The organism is Pseudomonas sp. RW409 (genome assembly GCF_003184125.1).
Lineage (GTDB): Bacteria > Pseudomonadota > Gammaproteobacteria > Pseudomonadales > Pseudomonadaceae > Aquipseudomonas > Aquipseudomonas chlororaphis_I.
The window spans coordinates 226,975-245,886 of record NZ_QHHP01000034.1 but is presented as its reverse complement, the minus strand read 5'-3'; the positions used below and the strand labels follow the sequence as shown (position 1 = coordinate 245,886).

Genomic DNA, 18,912 nt, shown 5'->3' with positions numbered 1-18,912 from the left:
CCAGGGGCTCCTTTCAGGAGCCCTTTTTATTGGCCGCGCAAAAAACTCAGCGCAACGCCGCGATCGCGTCCACCGACTCGCGAATCAGCGCCGGGCCCTTGTAGATGAAGCCCGAATACAGCTGCACCAGGCTGGCGCCGGCGGCGATCTTTTCCGCCGCATGCTTGCCTTCGGTGATACCGCCTACCGCGATGATCGGCAAACGCCCGGCCAGCTCGCCCGCCAGCACCTTCACGGTGTGGGTGCTCTTGTCGCGCACCGGCGCGCCGGACAGGCCGCCCGCCTCGTCGCCATGCTCCATGCCTTCGACGCCGACGCGGCTCAGGGTAGTGTTGGTGGCGATGACCGCATCCATCCCGGTTTCGATCAGCGCCTGCGCCACTTCGGCGGTTTCTTCGTCGGTCATGTCCGGGGCGATCTTGATCGCCAGCGGCACCCGCTTGCCATGCTGCACCGCCAGCTCCTGCTGACGCTGGCTGAGGGCGCCGAGCAACTGCTTGAGCGACTCGCCGAACTGCAGGCTGCGCAGGCCCGGGGTGTTGGGCGAACTGACGTTGACCGTCACATAGCTGGCGTGGGCATACACCTTGTCCAGGCAGATCAGGTAGTCATCCACCGCGCGCTCGACCGGGGTGTCGAAGTTCTTGCCGATGTTGATCCCCAGCACACCCTTGTACTTGGCGGCCGCCACCCGGGCCAGCAGGTGATCGACGCCCAGGTTGTTGAAGCCCATGCGGTTGATGATCGCTTCGGCTTCCGGCAGGCGGAAGATCCGTGGCTTGGGATTGCCCGGCTGCGGGCGCGGGGTGATGGTGCCGATTTCGACGAAGCCGAAACCCAATTGGGCAAAACCGTCGATGGCCGCGCCGTTCTTGTCCAGGCCGGCCGCGAGGCCGACCGGGTTCGGGAAGTCCAGGCCCATGACCTTCACCGGCATCTGCGCCGGCGCCTTGCACAGCAAGCCATTGAGGCCCAAACGCCCGCCCGCGCCGATCAGGTCCAGGGACAGATCGTGGGAGGTTTCCGGGGAGAGTTTGAACAACAGCTGGCGGGCCAGGGTATACATGGGCGGGCTTGACTCGGTGGCGGCGAAATGAGGCGGCGATTATAGCCGGGCATGGGGCTCGCAGGCGAGGCACGCGGCGAAATCAGCGGTGGATGGCATATGCCTTGCACCACAAGCTGCATCAGCACCCAGGCCAATGGCGGCGTGGGTCGAAAGACAAAGGCGTCGTTACCCCGCCGGCTCTGCCTGGCGCGGGTGCGACGTTTTTTTATGGAAGCTTTTTATGGCCGCTTTTTTATGGAGGACGCCACCCCATGAATGAACTCCCCGTCAGCCCGCTGGCCTGGGTCAACGGCAGCGACGCCCCGGAAAAGACCGCGATCAACCTCGGTTTCATGGCCTTGAGCGACTGCGCCTCGGTGGTGGTCGCCGCCACCCAGGGCTTCGCCCAGCCTTACGGCCTGACCCTGAACCTCAAGCGCCAGGCGTCCTGGGCCAACCTGCGGGACAAGCTGGTGAGCGGCGAGCTGGATGCCGCCCACAGCCTGTACGGCCTGATCTACGCCGTGCACCTGGGTATCGGCGGGGTCAACGCCAACGACATGGCGGTGCTGATGGGCCTGAACCAGAACGGCCAGAGCATCAACCTCTCGCGGGAGCTGCAGGCACTGAACGTGACCAGTCCTGAAGCGTTGGACCGACACGTGCACCAAAGCCGGGCAAGGCTGACCTTCGCCCAGACCTTCCCCACCGGCACCCACGCCATGTGGCTGTATTACTGGCTGGCCGCCCAGGGCATCCACCCGTTGCAAGACGTCGACAGCGTGGTGGTGCCGCCACCGCAAATGGTCGCGCACCTGCAGGCGGGGCGTATCGACGGCTTTTGCGTGGGCGAACCCTGGAGCGCCAGCGCGGTGAACCAGAACCTGGGCTTCACCCTGGCCACCAGCCAGGCGATCTGGCCCGACCACCCGGAAAAAGTCCTCGGCTGCACCCGCGCCTTTGTCGAGCAGTACCCAAACACCGCGCGCGCGCTGGTGATGGCGATTCTCGAGGCCAGCCGCTTCATCGAGCAGAGCCGCGAAAACCGCCAGAGCACCGCGCAACTGCTGAGCGCCCGCGAGTACCTCGATGCGCCGCTGGGCTGCATCGAGCCGCGCCTGCTCGGCGAGTATGCCGACGGCCTGGGCAACCGCTGGCAGGACCCGCACGCGCTACGCTTTCATAATGAAGGAGCGGTCAACCTGCCGTATCTGTCGGACGGCATGTGGTTCATGACCCAGTTCCGCCGCTGGGGCCTGCTGCGCGAAGACCCGGACTACCTGGGCATCGCGCGCCAGGTGCAGCAACTCGAGCTTTATCGTCAAGCCGCCACCGCCGTCGGTGTCGCGTCCCGGGGCCAGGACATGCGCAGCAGCCAGTTGATCGACGGCAAGCGGTGGGATGGGTCGGACCCGGCCGCCTATGCCCGCAGCTTCCAGCTGCACGCCATGAGCGACAGCTCGCCTCTTCTCGCCAGCCGCTGACAGGAGCCCGAGACCATGTTGCGTATCCTGCTGATCAACGACACCGCCAAGAAGGTCGGTCGGCTCAAGGCGGCCCTGATGGAAGCCGGTTTCGAGGTGATCGACGAGTCGGGGCTGACCATCGACCTGCCGACGCGCGTCGAAACGGTGCGTCCGGACGTGATCCTGATCGATACCGAATCACCGAGCCGCGATGTGATGGAGCAAGTGGTGCTGGTCAGCCGCGACCAGCCACGGCCGATCGTGATGTTCACCGACGAGCACGACCCCGACGTGATGCGCCACGCCATCAAGTCCGGGGTCAGTGCCTACATAGTCGAAGGCATCCAGGCCCAGCGCCTGCAGCCCATTCTCGATGTGGCCATGGCCCGCTTCGAGAGCGACCAGGCCTTGCGCGCGCAGCTGCAGGCCCGCGACCAGCAACTGGCCGAGCGCAAGCGCATCGAGCTGGCCAAGGGCTTGTTGATGAAGATGAAAGACTGCAACGAAGAACAGGCCTACACCCTGATGCGCCGCCAGGCCATGAGCCGGCAGCAGAAGCTGATCCAGGTAGCGGAGCAGATCATTGCCATGAGCGAGTTGCTGGGCTGAAAGCTCGCGGTGCCGGTGCGGGCCCTATCGCGGGCAAGTCTCGCTCCTACGGAAGAAGACCGGGAGTTTCCGTAGGCGCGAGGCTTGCCCGCGATCAGGAACACCGGGACTGCAACTCTTGGCACAGATCTGGCTATGTAATCGACACAGGTAACCAACGGCGGTTGCCCCACCTACGACAAAGACGTCGCACACCCTTCTCGCCCCAGGCGATGCGGGTTGCGGCGTTTTTTCGTTTTGGCCCCACAGCCCGGGGCCGGTGGAGCGGCCGTAATGGCGCCCCACGCAAAAGCTCATGACTCCTTTCGAGACTCTTTACAGCTGAGGTGCGCGATGAATTCAAGCTTCTGGAAATCCGGCCACACCCCGACACTGTTCGCGGCCTTCCTCTACTTCGACCTGAGCTTCATGGTCTGGTACCTGCTCGGCCCGCTGGCCGTGCAGATCGCCGCCGACCTGCAACTGACCACCCAGCAGCGCGGGCTGATGGTGGCCACGCCGATCCTGGCTGGCGCCGTGCTGCGCTTCGCCATGGGCCTGCTGGCCGATCGCCTGTCCCCCAAGACCGCCGGGCTGATCGGCCAGGTGATCGTCATCGGCGCGCTGTTCTGCGCCTGGAAGCTGGGCATCCACAGCTATGAACAGGCCCTGCTGCTGGGGCTGTTCCTGGGCATGGCCGGCGCCTCGTTCGCCGTGGCCCTGCCGCTGGCCTCGCAATGGTATCCACCGCAGCATCAGGGCAAGGCGATGGGCATCGCCGGGGCCGGCAACTCCGGCACGGTATTCGCGGCCCTGTTCGCCCCCTTGCTGGCCGGCGCCTTCGGCTGGAGCAACGTGTTCGGCTTCGCCCTGATCCCGCTGGTCCTGACTCTGGTGCTGTTCGCCTGGCTGGCCAAGAACGCCCCGGAACGGCCCAAGGCCAAATCCATGGCCGACTACTTCAAGGCCCTGGGCGACCGCGACAGCTGGTGGTTCATGTTCTTCTACAGCGTGACCTTCGGCGGCTTCATCGGCCTGGCCAGCGCCCTGCCCGGCTACTTCAACGACCAGTACGGCCTGAGCCCGGTCACCGCCGGTTACTACACCGCCGCCTGCGTGTTCGGTGGCAGCCTGATGCGGCCGTTGGGTGGCGCGCTGGCCGACCGTTTCGGCGGCATTCGCACCCTGCTGGTGATGTACAGCGTCGCGGCGGTGTGCATCGCCGCGGTCGGTTTCAACCTGCCCAGCTCCTACGCGGCCCTGGCCCTGTTCGTGTGCACCATGCTCGGCCTGGGTGCGGGTAACGGCGCGGTGTTCCAGCTGGTGCCACAACGCTTCCGCCGCGAGATCGGGGTGATGACCGGGCTGATCGGCATGGCTGGCGGCATCGGTGGTTTCGCCCTGGCCGCGGGCATGGGCGCGATCAAGCAAAGCACCGGCAGCTATCAGCTGGCGCTGTGGCTGTTCGCCAGCCTGGGCATACTGGCCTGGTTCGGCCTGCACGGGGTGAAACGCCGCTGGCGGACCACCTGGGGCTCCGCCGCCGTCACCGCGGCCCGGGTCTGAGCCGTCCATGAGCCTGCGACTGAGCCACGCCCAGGCCAGCGCCATCGGGCCGCGCGCGGAGAACCAGGACGCCTTGCGCCTGGTTACCCCGGCGCCGACCCTGGCCGCCAGCAAGGGCCTGCTGTTCGCCATCGCCGACGGCGTCAGCCAATGCGCCGACGGCGGCCTGGCCGCGCGCTCGACCTTGCAGGCGCTGGCGCTGGACTACTACGCCACCCCGGAAACCTGGGCCGTGGCCCAGGCCCTGGAGCGCCTGCTGCTGGCGCAGAATCGCTGGCTGCAAGCCAACGGCGGCGGCCAGCCGCTGCTGACCACCGTCAGCGCCCTGGTGCTGCGCGGCCGGCGCTTTACCCTGGCCCATGTCGGCGATTGCCGGGTCTATCGCTGGCACGCCGATCAGTTGCAACGCATCAGCGACGACCACGTCTGGGACCAGCCCGGCATGCAGCACGTGCTCAAGCGTGCCCTGGGCCTGGACCAGCACCTGGTGGTGGACTTCCTCGACGGTGAGCTGCGGGAAAACGAAAGTTTCCTGATGCTCAGCGACGGGGTCTGGGCCACCCTGGGCGACACCGCCATCGCCGCGATCCTGCGCGACCAGCCTGACCTCGACAGCGCGGTGCAGACCCTGGTCAGCGCCGCGCACCTGGCCGGCAGCCAGGACAATGCCAGCGCCCTGCTGGTGCGGGTCGAAGCCTTGGGCGAAAGCTCCATTGGCGACGCCCTGATTCACTTGCAGCAATGGCCTCTGCCGCCGCCCCTCAAGCCGGGCCAGCACTTCGAAGGCTGGCAGGTCGCCGAGGTGGTCGGGCAGAGCCAGCAATCCCTGCTGTACCGCGTACTCGATGCGCAACAACAACCCTGGCTGCTGAAAACCCTACCCGGCCATCTGCACGACGATCACCAGGCCGGGCAAGCGCTGCTGTCAGAGGAATGGTTCCTGCGGCGGGTGGCTGGACGGCACTTTCCCGAAGTGCATGCCGCGACCGCCCGCCAGCATCTGTATTACGTGATGCGCGAATACCCGGGGCAGACCCTGGCCGATTATCTGCAACAGCATGGCCCCTTGCCGCTGGCGCAGTGGCAGGACCTGGCTGAGCGTCTGTTGCGGGCCGTGGGCCTGCTGCACCGCCGGCAGATCCTGCACCGCGACATCAAGCCGGAAAACCTGCTGCTCGGCGACGACGGCGAACTGCGCCTGCTGGACTTCGGCCTGGCCTATTGCCCCGGCCTGTCCGAGGATCAGGCGCACCTGCTGCCCGGCACCCCGAGCTATATCGCCCCGGAGGCTTTCACCGGCGTGGCGCCGACACCGCGCCAGGACCTGTACGCAGTGGGCGTGACCCTCTACCACTTGCTGACCGGGCATTTTCCCTACGGTGAAATCGAAGCCTTCCAGCGCCCGCGCTTCACCACCCCGGTCAGCGCCAGCCGCTATCGCCCGGACCTGCCGGACTGGCTCGAACAGAGCCTGGAGCGCGCGGTACAGGCCGACCCGGCACAACGCTATGAAACCGCCGAAGAGTGGTTGCTGCTGCTGGAACAGGGCGAACGCCGCAGCCTCAGCGTGCGCCCCAGGCCACTGCTGGAACGCGAGCCCTTGAAGGTCTGGCGCACCCTGGCGCTGGTCTCGCTGCTGCTCAACCTGCTGTTGTTGTACCTGTTCCTGCATCACTGATAGCGCCTATAACCCTGTAGCCGCTGTCGAGCCCCGGCGAGGCTGCGCTCGACCGCGTAGCGGGCGCCAAGCCAGGCGACCGTGCAGGTCAGGCACACCGAGCTGTCAGGTTTACGGGGCTGCGCCCCGATCGCAGCCTCGCCGGGGCTCGGCAGCGGCTACAGGTTGCTCCAGAAACGGGCAAGACGCTTTGAATCGGTGCAGTTTTTACCCTTCTCGCCTGCGCAAGCCGCGCCAACCTCGCTAAAACCGCGCTTGGCGGAACTTGGCACAACCACTGCATTAACTCTCCCAACAGCACATACGACCCGGCCTTCAACGACGAAGGATGGGTTTTCCCGAGAGAACGGGACCGGACAAAGGCGTCCTGCCAGGCAACTGGCGGGACGCCTTTTTTGTTTGCGCAACGTTTATCGAGCCAGGCCCGGCATACCCGACGGCCTGTCTACGCGGAGAGCGAAATGAAGAAACTCAAGCTGGTGATGATCGGCAACGGCATGGCCGGGGTACGCACCCTGGAAGAGCTGCTCAAGCTGAGCAATGAGCTGTACGACATCACGGTCTTCGGCGCGGAACCCCACACCAACTACAACCGCATCCTGCTCTCCCCGGTACTGGCCGGCGAACAGACCTTCGAAGAGATCGTGCTCAACGACCTGAGCTGGTACCTGGACAACAACATCAAGCTGCTGCTCAACCGCAAGGTGGTGGAGATCGACCGGGTCAAGCGCCGGGTGATCGCCGAAGACGGCAGCGAAGCCGAATACGATCGCCTGCTGATCGCCACCGGCTCGACCCCGTTCATCCTGCCGATTCCCGGCAACGACCTGCAGGGCGTGATCGGCTACCGCGATATCGCCGACACCCAGGCGATGATCGACACCGCCAAGACCCACAAGCACGCGGTGGTCATCGGTGGCGGCCTGCTCGGCCTGGAAGCCGCCAACGGCCTGATGCTGCGCGGCATGGACGTGACCGTGGTGCACATCGGCGAATGGCTGCTGGAGCGCCAGTTGGACAAGACCAGCGGCCAGCTGCTGCAAACCGCCCTGGAAAGCCGCGGCCTGAAATTCCGCCTGAGCGAACAGACCCAGGCCCTGCATGACTCAGGCAATGGCCGGGTCGGTTCGGTGCAATTCAAGAACGGCGACATCATCCCCGCCGACCTGGTGGTGATGGCCGCCGGCATTCGGCCCAATACCGAGCTGGCGGAAAAAGCCGGCCTGCCGTGCAGCCGCGGGATCCTGGTCAACGACACCCTGCAGACCTACGACCCGCGCATCTATGCCATCGGCGAATGCGCCAGCCACCGCGGTATCGCCTACGGCCTGGTGGCGCCATTGTTCGAACAGGCCAAGGTCTGCGCCAACCACCTGGCGCAACTGGGCTTCGCCCGCTACCAGGGTTCGGTGACCTCGACCAAGTTGAAAGTCACCGGCATCGACCTGTTCTCCGCCGGCGACTTCATGGGCGGCGAAGGCACCGAGACCATCACCCTCTCCGACCCCATCGGTGGCGTGTACAAGAAGCTGGTGATCAAGGACGACGTCCTGGTCGGCGCCTGCCTGTACGGCGACACCGCCGACGGCGGCTGGTACTTCCGGCAGATCCGCGAGAACCACGTCATCGGCGAGATCCGCGACCACCTGATGTTCGGCGAGAACGCCCTGGGCGATGTCGGCCACCAGGGCCAGGACAAGGCCATGAGCATGGCCGACAGCGCCGAAGTCTGCGGCTGCAACGGCGTGTGCAAGGGCACCATCGTCAAGGCGATCCAGGAGCATGGCCTGTTCAGCGTCGATGAGGTCAAGAAGCACACCAAGGCCGCCAGCTCCTGCGGCTCCTGCGCCGGCCTGGTGGAACAGATCCTGATCAACACCGTGGGTGGCGCGGCCGACGTCAAGCCGAAAAGCGAGAAAGCCATTTGCGGTTGCAGCGACCTCAACCACGGGCAGATCCGCCAGGCGATCCGCGAACAGCACCTACTGACCATCGCCGGCACCATGAGCTACCTGAACTGGCGCACGCCCAACGGCTGCGCCACCTGCCGCCCGGCGCTGAACTACTACCTGATTTCCACCTGGCCGGGCGAGGCCAAGGACGATCCGCAATCGCGCCTGATCAACGAACGGGCCCACGCCAACATCCAGAAAGACGGCACCTATTCGGTGGTGCCGCGGATGTGGGGCGGCGTCACCACCCCCTCCGAACTGCGGCGCATCGCCGACGTGGCGGACAAGTACCAGGTGCCGATGGTCAAGGTCACCGGCGGCCAGCGCATCGACCTTTTGGGCATCAAGAAGCAGGATTTGCCCGGGGTCTGGAAGGACCTGGACATGCCCTCCGGCCATGCCTACGGCAAGTCCATCCGCACCGTGAAAACCTGTGTCGGCAGCGAGTTCTGCCGCTTCGGCACGCAGAACTCCACTCAGCTGGGCATCGAACTGGAGCACGACCTGTTCAACATGTGGTCGCCGCACAAGGTCAAGCTGGCGGTCTCCGGTTGCCCGCGCAACTGCGCCGAGGCCGGGATCAAGGACGTCGGCATCATCGGCGTCGAATCGGGCTGGGAGATGTACATCGGCGGCAATGGCGGGATCAAGACCGAGGTCGCGGAGTTCTTCGTCAAGCTGAAAACCGCCGACGAGGTACGCGAATACAACGGCGCCTTCCTGCAACTGTACCGCGAGGAAGCCTTCTACCTGGAGCGCACCGTGCACTACCTGCAACGGGTCGGCATGGCGCACATCAAGCAAGCCATCATCGAAGACCCGCAACGGCGCAAGGCCCTCAACGAGCGCCTGCAGTTCGCCCTGTCCTTCGAACAGGACCCGTGGAAGGAGCGCCTGGAACAGCCGCTGCTGAAAAAAGAGTTCGAGCCGATCCACGTCAAGCAACTGGAGGTGCCGCTATGAACTGGCTGGATATCTGCGCCCTGGACGAGATCAACGCCCTGGGCTCGCGCATCGTCAACGGCCCCAAGGGCGACATCGCGATCTTCCGCACCAGCGACGACGAAGTCTTCGCCCTCGACGACCGTTGCCCGCACAAGGGCGGACCGCTGTCCCAGGGGCTGATCTACGGCAAGAAGGTCGCCTGCCCGCTGCACAACTGGCAGATCGACCTGGAATCCGGAGAAGCGCAGGCACCGGATATCGGTTGCGCCCATCACCACCTGGCGCGGGTGGAAAACGGCCGCGTGCTGCTGGCCCTGCGAGATGCCGGCTGATGAACCGCCAGACGACCGCCTCGACCTGCTGTTACTGCGGCGTTGGCTGTGGCGTGCTGATCGAGCACGACGGCGAACGCATCCTCGGCGTCAGTGGCGACCCGAGCCACCCGGCCAACCACGGCAAACTGTGCAGCAAGGGTTCCACCCTGCACCTGACCGGCGACCTCGCAGCCCGCGCCCTGTACCCGGAGTTGCGCCTGGGCAAGGCCCTGGCGCGCAGCCGCACCGACTGGGACACCGCGCTGGAGCACGCGGCCAACGTATTTGCCGAAACCATCGCCGAACACGGCCCGGACAGCGTGGCCTTCTATATCTCCGGGCAATTGCTCACCGAGGACTACTACGCCTTCAACAAGCTGGCCCGGGCCCTGGTGGGCACCAACAACATCGACAGCAATTCGCGGCTGTGCATGTCCTCGGCGGTGGTCGGCTACAAACGCAGCCTGGGCGCCGACGCCCCGCCCTGCAGCTACGAAGACCTCGAGCTGAGCGACTGCGTGATGATCGTCGGCAGCAACATGGCCTACGCCCATCCGGTGCTGTTCCGCCGCCTGGAGCAGGCCAAGCGCCTGCGGCCGCAGATGAAGGTGATCGTCATCGACCCACGGCGCACCGACACGTGCGACCTGGCCGACCTGCACCTGGCGATCCTGCCCGGCACCGATGTCGCGCTGTTCCACGGCATCCTGCATCTGCTGCTGTGGCAGGACTGGATCGACCGCGACTTCATCCAGGCGCATACCGAAGGCCTGGCCGAGCTGAAGAACCTGGTCCACGACTACACCCCGCATATGGTCGCGCAGCTGTGCGGCATCAGCGTCGAGCAACTGCGCCAGTGTGCCGAATGGGTCGGCACCTCGCCGAGCTTCCTGTCGCTGTGGTGCATGGGGCTGAACCAGTCCAGTGCCGGCAGCGCGAAAAACAGCGCGTTGATCAACCTGCACCTGGCCACCGGGCAAATCGGTCGCCCCGGGGCCGGCCCCTTCTCCCTCACCGGCCAGCCGAATGCCATGGGTGGCCGGGAAACCGGCAGCCTGTCGAACCTGCTGCCGGGGCACCGGGAGGCGGCCAACCCGGAGCATCGGGCTGAAGTCGCGGCCTACTGGGGCGTCGAGCAATTGCCGGCCAACCCCGGCCTGACCGCGATCGAGCTGTTCGAGCAACTGCGCGGCGGCAAGATCAAGGCGCTGTGGATCGCCTGTACCAACCCGGCGCAGTCGCTGCCCGACCAGAACGCGGTGCGAGAGGCCTTGCTGACCTGCCCGTTCGTGGTCCTGCAGGAAGCCTTTCGCACCACCGAGACCGCGGCCTTTGCCGACCTGCTGCTGCCCGCCGCCAGCTGGGGCGAGAAGGAAGGCAGCGTGACCAACTCGGAACGGCGCATCTCCCATGTGCGCCGCGCCGTGGCCGCGCCGGGCGAAGCACGCCCGGACTGGGCCATCACCCTGGACTTTGCCCGGCGCCTGGAACAGCGCCTACGCCCGCAACAACCCAGCCTGTTCGCCCTGGATACGCCTGCCCAGCTGTTCGATGAGTACAAACTGCTGACCCGCGACCGCGACCTGGACCTTTCCGGCATCAGTCACGCGCTGATCGACCAACTGGGTCCGCAGCAATGGCCCTTCCCCGCCGGTGCCGAACAAGGGACAACGCGGCTGTACGTTGACGGCCGCTTCCCGACCGCCAGCGGGCGGGCACACTTCGTCAGCGACCCGTATCGCGCGGCCAAGGAACAACGTGATGCACGCTTCCCCCTGACCCTGATCACCGGCCGCCTGCGCGATCAATGGCATGGCATGAGCCGTACCGGCACCGCGGCCCAGCTGTTCGGGCACGTCAGCGAAGCAGTTCTCAGCCTGCACCCGGACGAACTGCGCCGGCAGAACCTGCAGGCGGGTGATCTGGTGTCGCTGAAAAGCCGGCGCGGCAGCGTGATAGTCGCCGTGGCGGATGACGACAGCGTGCGCCCGGGCCAGGCTTTTCTGCCGATGCATTGGGGCGACCGGTTCCTCAAGGGTGGCGTCAATGCCGTGACCCAGCCGGCGTTCGACCCGCTGTCCAAACAGCCGGAACTCAAGCACAGCGGCGTGCGCCTGGAGCCAGTCCAGCTGCCGTGGCAGCTGTTCGCCCTGATCGAAGGCGACGTGCAGCGGCATTTCGAAGCCTTGCGCCCGCTCTGCGAAAGCTTCGCCTACGTCAGCCTGAGCCTGGCCGGTCGCGAACGCCCGGCCCTGCTGCTGCGGGTGGCCAATGCCGAGGCGCCGGCAGCGCAGTTGCTCAAGGACATCGACCAGTTGCTGGGGCTCAACGAAGGCCCGGTACTGGCCTATGACGATCCGCGGCGCTCCATCGGCAAGCGGGTACGTATCGAACAGGGACGGATCACCGCCATTCGCCTGGCCGGTGAAACCCTGGCCCAGCACTGGCTGCAGAACCTGTGGCTGGAAGGCAAGGCCGATGAGCAACTGCGTCGCTGGCTGCTGGCGCCAATGAGCGCGCCACCGGGGGCCGCCGGGCTGATCGCCGCGAGTGGCAAGACCTTGTGCAACTGCAAGAACGTCAGCCAGAGCGCAGTCTGTGCCGGGATCTCCCGCGGCCTGGACCTCGATGGCCTGAAACAGGAACTGGGCTGCGGCACTCAATGCGGCTCCTGCGTCCCCGAAATCAAACGTCTGCTGGCCAGCTCGGCACAGCCCGTCGCAATCCCCCTGTGAGGAAACAAACATGAGCGCAAAAGTCTGGCTGGTGGGTGCGGGCCCTGGCGACCCTGAACTGCTGACCCTCAAGGCCGTGCGGGCCCTGGGCGAAGCCGATGTGGTGCTGATCGACGATCTGGTGAATCCGGCGGTGCTCGAGCACTGCCCCCAGGCACGGGTCATTGCCGTGGGTAAACGCGGCGGCTGCCGCTCGACGCCCCAGGCGTTCATTCATCGGCTGATGCTGCGCTACGCCCGGCATGGCAAGTGCGTGGTACGCCTCAAGGGTGGCGATCCATGCATCTTCGGCCGTGGCGGTGAGGAAGCGCAGTGGCTGCAGGAACGTGGCGTCGAGGTGGAACTGGTGAACGGCATCACGGCCGGCCTGGCGGGAGCTACCCAGTGCGGGATCCCGCTGACCCTGCGCGGTGTCGCCCGTGGCGTCACCCTGCTGACGGCCCATACCCAGGACGACAGCAGCCTCAACTGGCAGGCCCTGGCGCAAAGCGGTACGACGCTGGTGATCTATATGGGGGTGGCCAAACTGGGCGAGATACGTGAACAACTGATCGCTGGCGGCCTTGCGCCGCATACCCCGGTGGCCATGATCGAAAATGCATCCCTGCCCGAGCAGCGCCTGTGCCGGAGCGATCTGCACGCCATGCAGGACGATGCCCATACCTTCCAGCTGAAAAGCCCGGCCATCCTGGTGGTTGGCGAGGTGGCCGCTTGCGGCGCACAACTGCCGGCCCTTTCCGAGGCGGCCCTGGCGGCCGCACTTTCGGCCTGACGCCAGGCTCTTTCAACAAATCGCGGACAAAGAAAAACCCGGCCTAGGCCGGGTTTTTCAAAGCTGCAAGCTACAGATTACTGAGCTTGTTGAGCTTGTGCTTCAACCTGCGCTTCTACGCGACGGTTTACAGCGCGGCCAGCTTCAGTTGCGTTGTCAGCAACTGGGCGGGACTCACCGTAACCAACGGATTGAACGCGGCTCGACTCAACACCGTACTGGCTGGTCAGAACTTGCTTAACGGCGTTTGCACGACGCTCAGACAGTTTCTGGTTGTAAGCGTCAGGACCGACGGAGTCAGTGTGACCTTCAACAACGGTGGTGGTTTGTGGGTACTGCTTCATGAAGTCAGCGAGGTTCTTGATGTCAGCGTAGCTGTTAGGCTTAACGACCGACTTGTCGAAGTCGAACTTCACGTCCAGCTCAACACGAACAACTTCAGCAACCGGAGCTTCTGGTTCTGGAGTTGGCTCTGGAACTGGAGCAGGAGCTGGAGCAACCTTGCCAGCGTTGCCGCCGAAGTTCACACCCAGACCAACCAGAGCGGAGTAGTCCCACTTGCCGTTGTCCATTGCGTAGTCGGCTTCAACGCCGGCACGAGCGAACAGGTTGTCGGTGAAGTAGTACTTAACGCCGGTACCGATGATAGCCAAGGTCGACTGGTCGCGACCGCTGTGGCCGTCAGCCAGGACGTTGGTACGGCTCTGGTGACCGAAACCACCCGAAACGTATGGACGCAGGGAGTCCACGCCAGCTTGACCGAAGTGGTAGGTAGCCAGCAGGCTGCCGGTGTCACCTTTGATCTTCTGGTTGCCAGTGCCGTCGTTCGAACGGGTGTGGTTGGTTTTGTCGTAGTTCAGGTCCAACGACAGGTCATCGGTCAGGAAGTAGCCGATACGAGCGCCTGGGTTGAAGCCGTCTTCGATGTGCTTAACGCTGTCGTTGTACTGTTTTTTGTAAAACAGTTCACCCTCGACCGCGCCTTGGCCTTGCGCCAGAACGCCGAACGAAGTCACGGCAACAATAGAACCAATGGCAATGCCCAAGGTGTTTTTCAGTTTCATCCGTTAAATCCCCATCTGGTGATTGTAAAGCAGTCCCACATACCGGGGGACAACTCGGCGGTAAGTCTATCAGAACTTACCTAGACGTAAGAGATATTTGCGCCGAACTAAGTTTCAGCAATGCCTGCAAATTTCTCACGCAATTTATCAAGCGCACGCTTGTACCGCATTTTCGTAGCACTCAACCCCATGTGCATGATGTCTGCGATCTCCTGGAACTCCAGTTCTGCGACAAATCGTAGCACCAGAATCTCCCGATCGATCGGGTTCACATGCACCAACCAGCGGTCAAGTCCGCCCTTTTCCTCAGGTTTCGGCGCCTTATCTTCAGACGCTTCCTCGAGGGGATCAAGACTTAACGCATCCATCAAGCGACGCTTGCGCCGTTCTTTCCGATACTGAGTGATGCATTCGTTGTACGTGATGCTATAGAGCCATGTCTTGAACTTCGATTTCCCCTCGAAGTTCTTGAGGCCATACAGCACCTTCAACATCACCTCCTGACAGACATCATCAGCATCACGATCGTTCCCTAAATAACGTGCACAAACGTTGAAGAGGGTTCGCTGATAGCGTCGCATCAACTCTTCATACGCACGCGTCACATGAAACAGCTCCGTGTGCGAGCGCGCAACCAACTCCTCGTCAGAGAGCTCACGGGGGTCATAGCGCGTGGATAGCGATTGGGCTTTATTCAAAACGAGTCGGGCCGACAGTCAGGTCAATGTCCACCGCAGCCCAGGCAAGGGCATTTTGCGGCGGCATACATTAGCAGGGTTTGCCGGGTTAGCGGCTACTTACATGCTGCTCCAGCATGATCCGATTGGAGAGAGAGACCAGCTCACCCTCATCGGTCAGCAGTGTAGTCTTAACCGTGCCGATCTCCTCGATCTGCCCTTCGACCTCGCCAACTCGCACTTGTTGCCCAACCTGATACAACTCACGCACATAGATTCCCGCAAGAATCTGACCGGCAATATCCCGGCTTCCCAACCCCATGGCCAAGGCAACAGCCAGACCAACGGTAATCAAAACGATCACGATCACATGGTTGAGCAGGTCGGTTTTGACCTCCAACTGACTGATCGCAACGGAAATACTGATGATGATCACCAGCCCCTGGGCGATTCGCCCCAGGCCACTGGCGTAATCCAGACCAACCCCTTCGGCCGCTCCACGCACCAGCCCATTGGCCAGTTGCGCCAGCAATACCCCCACCAACAGCACCAGCGCGGCCCCGAAAACCTTCGGTAAATACAGCGCCAGCATGTCGAGCGTAGCCGAAACCCGCTCCAGGCCAAGGGATTCTGCAGCAGAAACCAGGAAAATCAGTAAAACAAACCAATACACGATTTTACCGATCAAGGTAGAAATCGGCACCTGCAGGCCCGCACGAGACAGCAGTTTGGTCAAACCGGTACCGCCCATCAAGCGGTCCAGGCCCAGTTTGGCGAGCAGTTTGGAAAGCAGGGTATCAAGCAGTTTGGCGACCACGAACCCCAACAGCAGCACGACCAGCGCGCCAAACAGGTTGGGAATGAAGTTCGCTACCTTGGTCCACAACGCAGTCATCGCAGTGACGAGGCTCTGAGTCCAGAGATCAAGTTCCATATTCAATCAGCCTTATCAGCAGTGCGAGCAGTAGGTTTACGACGGGAAACCGGCGAGATATGGGCCGATCCGTTATTCAGAGCAATCATCAGCGCCGGCAACCAGCGGCCGAGCAGGCTGAACAGATCGCCCGCCCCCACCTGCCGGTTGGCGGTTTTCAGTACGCGGCCCAGGCACGCATCGTCGTCCCGGGTGGACGGTGTGGCCTTGAGCATGTCACGCAACGACTGTTCAAACGGATCGTGCATACGCACCTCTCGATATGTCTGTGAAAGACGCGATCAAAATTCCCCGGGTCACATAGTTCATAATCAGACCCAGCGCAAACGTCGGAATAACCACCATTGTCCCAGCGCTACCAGCGCCATCAACAGGCAGGCCACCAGAAACCCGTAGGGACTGTTGGAAAGCGGGATTCCTCCGACGTTGATCCCCAGCAAGCCGGCCAGAAAACTCATTGGCAGAAAGATCCCGGTGATGATCCCGAAGCGAAACATGATGCGGTTCATGCGCACGCTCAGGCGCCGGTCTTCGGCCTCCAGCACAAGCCCCACGCGCTCTCGGGTCAATTCGAGCTCTTCCAGGTAGCGGGTCAGGCTGTTGTTCAATTCGTTCCAGTAATCGCCATCGTCATCGGCGAACCAAGGCAGCCTGATGCGGCTGAGCTGACCGAAAATATCCCGCTGCGGAGCGAGGAAACGCTTGAGTCCGGCAGCCCGTCGACGGATCTGCAGAATGTTGCTGTGCTCGGGGGTATACCGTTCGTCGGCATCCAGTTTTTCTTCCTCGGCATCGACCACTTCCGACAGGTCGCTGACCAGATCCTGCACCTTATGAGTCAGGTACTCAGCCATATAAAGGATGAGTTCGGAGGCGGTCTTGGGTCCCTTGCCTTCGCCCAGTTGCACCAGCAGCTCATCGGTCGCGCGCAATGGCCGCAGGCGCAGGGAGATCACTCGCTGGGCCGAACCGAAGATGCGTACCGAAACCATGTCCTCCGGCTCGGCGCCGGGGTTGAGGTTGATGCCGCGTAAAAACAGCAGGAACTCGGAATCCGGCAGCGCCAACAGGCGCGGCCGGGTGTTTTCTTCGAGTAGGAGGTCACAGCTGAACTCGCTCAGACCGCTGGATTTACGCAGCCAGGTCTGGGTTTGCGGATGGCTGCGATCCCAATGCAGCCAGAGGCTCTCATGGGCTTGCAGCTGCAGGTCGTCCAGTTCAGTTCGGGCAATTGCACGCGCACCACCTTTACCATCCAGCACCAGGGCATGTACCAGCCCCCATTGCGCGTTGTCTTCCTCGAACATCCTCATCCCTTGCTTGGTCGACTGCTTATTCAGGCATTTTCAGTGGGCTTGGCGAAACGATCACGCCATTGTTGTCGGCATAGACATATTCGCCCGGACGGAAAGTCACCCCGGCAAAGGTCACCGCCACATTGAGATCGCCAATGCCGCGCTTGTCGGTTTTCATCGGATGGCTGGCCAGCGCCTGAACACCCAAGTCGGTTTGCGCGATGACATCGACGTCACGGATGCAGCCGTAGATCACCAGCCCTTCCCAACCATTCTTGGCGGCCTTCTCGGCCAGCATGTCACCCAGCAGCGCGCGGCGCAGGGAGCCGCCACCGTCGACCACCAGCACCTTGCCGTGGCCCTTGAGCTCGACCTGTTCCTTGACCAGCGAGTTGTCTTCGAAGCACTTGATGGTCACGATTTCGCCGCCGAAGGAGTCGCGACCACCGAAATTGCTGAACATCGGTTCAACCACCTGTACCAGATCCGGGTAGGCGTCGCACAGGTCGGGAGTGAGGTAATGATTCATCGAGAAACTCCTGTAATGGAAAGAACACGTCGCGGTGTCGGAACTCGCAGGGTTCATGCTGAGTGACGAGCGCTGGCGGCAAATGTTCAACACCTTGCCTTAGCCCTCGATCCCCATTCAGCCCCCACCATACGCCAATTTCAGCAGGGGCAATGAGCACGAACGGGATACCAAACCAGCGACCGAATGTGACCAAAACCGCTCAATGCGTCATATCTTAGCCGCAAGCGCAGCGGAACGAAATGCTCTTGTCAGAGCCTTCTGAACTCAACTCGCGGCAGCCAGTTCGGCACTCGATGCCAACAACGGGCTCTGCTGATCCTTCAACCAACGCGCCACCAAAGGCCAGACTTCGGCCTGGGCGGCTTTGCTCACCAGCATCTCGACGTGGCCGAAATTGCCGCTGAACCCTTGTTCGCGCCCCAGACAGACAAACTGTTTGTGCTCGGAACTCAACTGGTCAAACAACTTGCGGCAGGCCCAGGTCGGATCCTGATGATCCCCAGCCGCGCTCACCGCCAGTACTGGCAGCGAAACATCGGACAAACCGGCCCACCAGTCCTTCTGCCCATCCCCGAAACGCCCGAACAGCCCATACCAACGCATGCCTTCCAGGGCCAGGCCAATGGGTTCGTCCTCGGGACCGCGCTTGAGCCGCGAGCCGGACAACTGGGCAAACCGCTTGAGAATGAGCCGACCGCCCCACTCCACCGCCGGGATTTTCAACGGCCAATAGGTGCGGCTGACCTGACAACCGAACAGCGCCGCCGACGCCACTGCCGGCTCTCCCAGATACTGGCCGCCCAGGGCCGCCGCCAGGGTAATGCCGCCCAGGGAATGGCCGATCCAGTGTGGAACCTGGCCGCTTTGTTCCCGCACGAAGGCGCCGATGGCGGGCAAATCGTATTGCGCATAGTCGGCGACGCGATTCTTGCGGTAGTCGGCATTACGTCGCGACAGGCCGTGGCCACGCATCTCGGGGATCCATACATCGAAGCCCATGCGCGCCAGATACGCGCCCAGGCCGATGCCCTTGGGCGAATACCAGAAACGCCGATTGGAGAAACTGCCGTGCAGCAGGATCACCGGCACGCCACGGGATTCGGGCTCGTCCGCCATTCCCAGGCGGGTGACGGCCAGCTCGACCGTGGTGTCCGGGCTGTTGCCGGGCTTCAGGCGATAGACGTCTTCACTCAGGTCGCCTCGACGTTCGGCACTGATCAAGGCGACGGGAAATAGGTTGCTGCTGCTTTGCATAATGCTCTTGCACAAAAAAGGGCGGCTTCCAGATGGAGCCCGCCCTACTTGAATCTCAAAGCCCCGGCCAGCCCGAAGGCTGGCCGGTGCTT

Annotated in this window: 16 protein-coding genes; 8 read left to right on the top strand and 8 right to left on the bottom strand. The window is 63.3% G+C overall.

All coding sequences use genetic code 11. From position 1 onward, the window contains the following. Positions 1–46 precede the first annotated feature (46 nt). Complete coding sequence (locus DK261_RS17350; protein ID WP_009047911.1) at positions 47–1,066, bottom strand: quinone-dependent dihydroorotate dehydrogenase; 1,020 nt, start codon at positions 1,064–1,066, stop codon at positions 47–49. Between the two features lie 254 nt (positions 1,067–1,320). On the opposite strand from DK261_RS17350, the gene DK261_RS17345 reads away from it, so the two are divergent. The 8 genes from DK261_RS17345 to cobA all read left to right on the top strand — a co-directional run bounded on the left by DK261_RS17345 (position 1,321) and on the right by cobA (position 13,064). Beyond that, on the top strand, positions 1,321–2,532 hold the full coding sequence (locus DK261_RS17345; RefSeq protein ID WP_110176059.1) for a CmpA/NrtA family ABC transporter substrate-binding protein: 1,212 nt from the start codon (positions 1,321–1,323) through the stop codon (positions 2,530–2,532). A 15-nt stretch (positions 2,533–2,547) separates the two neighbouring features. Then, complete coding sequence (locus tag DK261_RS17340) at positions 2,548–3,123, top strand: ANTAR domain-containing response regulator (protein ID WP_007932173.1); 576 nt, start codon at positions 2,548–2,550, stop codon at positions 3,121–3,123. Between the two features lie 333 nt (positions 3,124–3,456). Beyond that, the gene (locus tag DK261_RS17330; protein WP_016704979.1) at positions 3,457–4,668 is read left to right on the top strand and encodes a NarK/NasA family nitrate transporter; all 1,212 of its coding nucleotides are present in this window, start codon (positions 3,457–3,459) and stop codon (positions 4,666–4,668) included. Positions 4,669–4,675: 7 nt separating this feature from the next. Further along, positions 4,676–6,346, top strand: coding sequence for a bifunctional protein-serine/threonine kinase/phosphatase (locus tag DK261_RS17325; RefSeq protein WP_038631177.1), 1,671 nt, complete (start codon positions 4,676–4,678; stop codon positions 6,344–6,346). Positions 6,347–6,807: 461 nt separating this feature from the next. Then, complete coding sequence (gene nirB / locus DK261_RS17320) at positions 6,808–9,261, top strand: nitrite reductase large subunit NirB (RefSeq protein ID WP_028682004.1); 2,454 nt, start codon at positions 6,808–6,810, stop codon at positions 9,259–9,261. Continuing rightward, positions 9,258–9,575 carry a nitrite reductase small subunit NirD gene (gene nirD / locus DK261_RS17315; protein ID WP_009047906.1) on the top strand — a complete coding sequence of 106 codons (318 nt, stop codon included), beginning with the start codon at positions 9,258–9,260 and terminating at the stop codon, positions 9,573–9,575. Before nirB ends, nirD begins: the two co-directional genes overlap by 4 nt. Continuing rightward, positions 9,575–12,292: a nitrate reductase gene (locus DK261_RS17310; RefSeq protein ID WP_110176057.1), complete on the top strand. Its 2,718-nt coding sequence runs from the start codon at positions 9,575–9,577 to the stop codon at positions 12,290–12,292. Before nirD ends, DK261_RS17310 begins: the two co-directional genes overlap by 1 nt. Positions 12,293–12,302: 10 nt before the next feature. Beyond that, positions 12,303–13,064: a uroporphyrinogen-III C-methyltransferase gene (gene cobA / locus DK261_RS17305; RefSeq protein WP_009047904.1), complete on the top strand. Its 762-nt coding sequence runs from the start codon at positions 12,303–12,305 to the stop codon at positions 13,062–13,064. A 77-nt stretch (positions 13,065–13,141) separates the two neighbouring features. Here the strand turns inward: cobA and DK261_RS17300 are convergent, their stop codons facing one another. The 7 genes from DK261_RS17300 to DK261_RS17270 form a co-directional block, all read right to left on the bottom strand. Next, a complete protein-coding gene (locus tag DK261_RS17300; RefSeq protein ID WP_007927525.1) occupies positions 13,142–14,128 on the bottom strand; it encodes an OmpA family protein in 987 nt (328 codons plus the stop codon). A gap of 107 nt (positions 14,129–14,235) precedes the next feature. Next, the gene (gene sigX / locus DK261_RS17295) at positions 14,236–14,826 is read right to left on the bottom strand and encodes an RNA polymerase sigma factor SigX (RefSeq protein ID WP_009042922.1); all 591 of its coding nucleotides are present in this window, start codon (positions 14,824–14,826) and stop codon (positions 14,236–14,238) included. A gap of 88 nt (positions 14,827–14,914) precedes the next feature. Next, positions 14,915–15,739 (bottom strand): mechanosensitive ion channel domain-containing protein, encoded by an 825-nt coding sequence (locus DK261_RS17290; RefSeq protein WP_007927520.1) that lies wholly within the window; start codon positions 15,737–15,739, stop codon positions 14,915–14,917. 2 nt (positions 15,740–15,741) lie between these two features. Next, on the bottom strand, positions 15,742–15,987 hold the full coding sequence (locus DK261_RS17285) for a hypothetical protein (RefSeq protein ID WP_007927518.1): 246 nt from the start codon (positions 15,985–15,987) through the stop codon (positions 15,742–15,744). Positions 15,988–16,050: 63 nt separating this feature from the next. Then, positions 16,051–17,046, bottom strand: coding sequence for a zinc transporter ZntB (locus DK261_RS17280; RefSeq protein ID WP_009042920.1), 996 nt, complete (start codon positions 17,044–17,046; stop codon positions 16,051–16,053). A gap of 25 nt (positions 17,047–17,071) precedes the next feature. Then, entirely contained in the window at positions 17,072–17,563 is a 492-nt protein-coding gene (rraA, locus tag DK261_RS17275) for a ribonuclease E activity regulator RraA (RefSeq protein ID WP_009042919.1), read from the bottom strand. A gap of 267 nt (positions 17,564–17,830) precedes the next feature. Next, positions 17,831–18,820, bottom strand: coding sequence for an alpha/beta fold hydrolase (locus DK261_RS17270; protein WP_110176056.1), 990 nt, complete (start codon positions 18,818–18,820; stop codon positions 17,831–17,833). Positions 18,821–18,912 lie beyond the last annotated feature (92 nt).

Bases quoted from the DNA above. Each gene is read 5' to 3' on its own strand.
- DK261_RS17350 (WP_009047911.1), bottom strand. From the start codon at position 1,066: ATGTATACCCTGGCCCGCCAGCTGTTGTTCAAACTCTCCCCGGAAACC.
- DK261_RS17345 (WP_110176059.1), top strand. From the start codon at position 1,321: ATGAATGAACTCCCCGTCAGCCCGCTGGCCTGGGTCAACGGCAGCGAC.
- DK261_RS17340 (WP_007932173.1), top strand. From the start codon at position 2,548: ATGTTGCGTATCCTGCTGATCAACGACACCGCCAAGAAGGTCGGTCGG.
- DK261_RS17330 (WP_016704979.1), top strand. From the start codon at position 3,457: ATGAATTCAAGCTTCTGGAAATCCGGCCACACCCCGACACTGTTCGCG.
- DK261_RS17325 (WP_038631177.1), top strand. From the start codon at position 4,676: ATGAGCCTGCGACTGAGCCACGCCCAGGCCAGCGCCATCGGGCCGCGC.
- nirB (WP_028682004.1), top strand. From the start codon at position 6,808: ATGAAGAAACTCAAGCTGGTGATGATCGGCAACGGCATGGCCGGGGTA.
- nirD (WP_009047906.1), top strand. From the start codon at position 9,258: ATGAACTGGCTGGATATCTGCGCCCTGGACGAGATCAACGCCCTGGGC.
- DK261_RS17310 (WP_110176057.1), top strand. From the start codon at position 9,575: ATGAACCGCCAGACGACCGCCTCGACCTGCTGTTACTGCGGCGTTGGC.
- cobA (WP_009047904.1), top strand. From the start codon at position 12,303: ATGAGCGCAAAAGTCTGGCTGGTGGGTGCGGGCCCTGGCGACCCTGAA.
- DK261_RS17300 (WP_007927525.1), bottom strand. From the start codon at position 14,128: ATGAAACTGAAAAACACCTTGGGCATTGCCATTGGTTCTATTGTTGCC.
- DK261_RS17290 (WP_007927520.1), bottom strand. From the start codon at position 15,739: ATGGAACTTGATCTCTGGACTCAGAGCCTCGTCACTGCGATGACTGCG.
- DK261_RS17285 (WP_007927518.1), bottom strand. From the start codon at position 15,987: ATGCACGATCCGTTTGAACAGTCGTTGCGTGACATGCTCAAGGCCACA.
- DK261_RS17280 (WP_009042920.1), bottom strand. From the start codon at position 17,046: ATGTTCGAGGAAGACAACGCGCAATGGGGGCTGGTACATGCCCTGGTG.
- rraA (WP_009042919.1), bottom strand. From the start codon at position 17,563: ATGAATCATTACCTCACTCCCGACCTGTGCGACGCCTACCCGGATCTG.
- DK261_RS17270 (WP_110176056.1), bottom strand. From the start codon at position 18,820: ATGCAAAGCAGCAGCAACCTATTTCCCGTCGCCTTGATCAGTGCCGAA.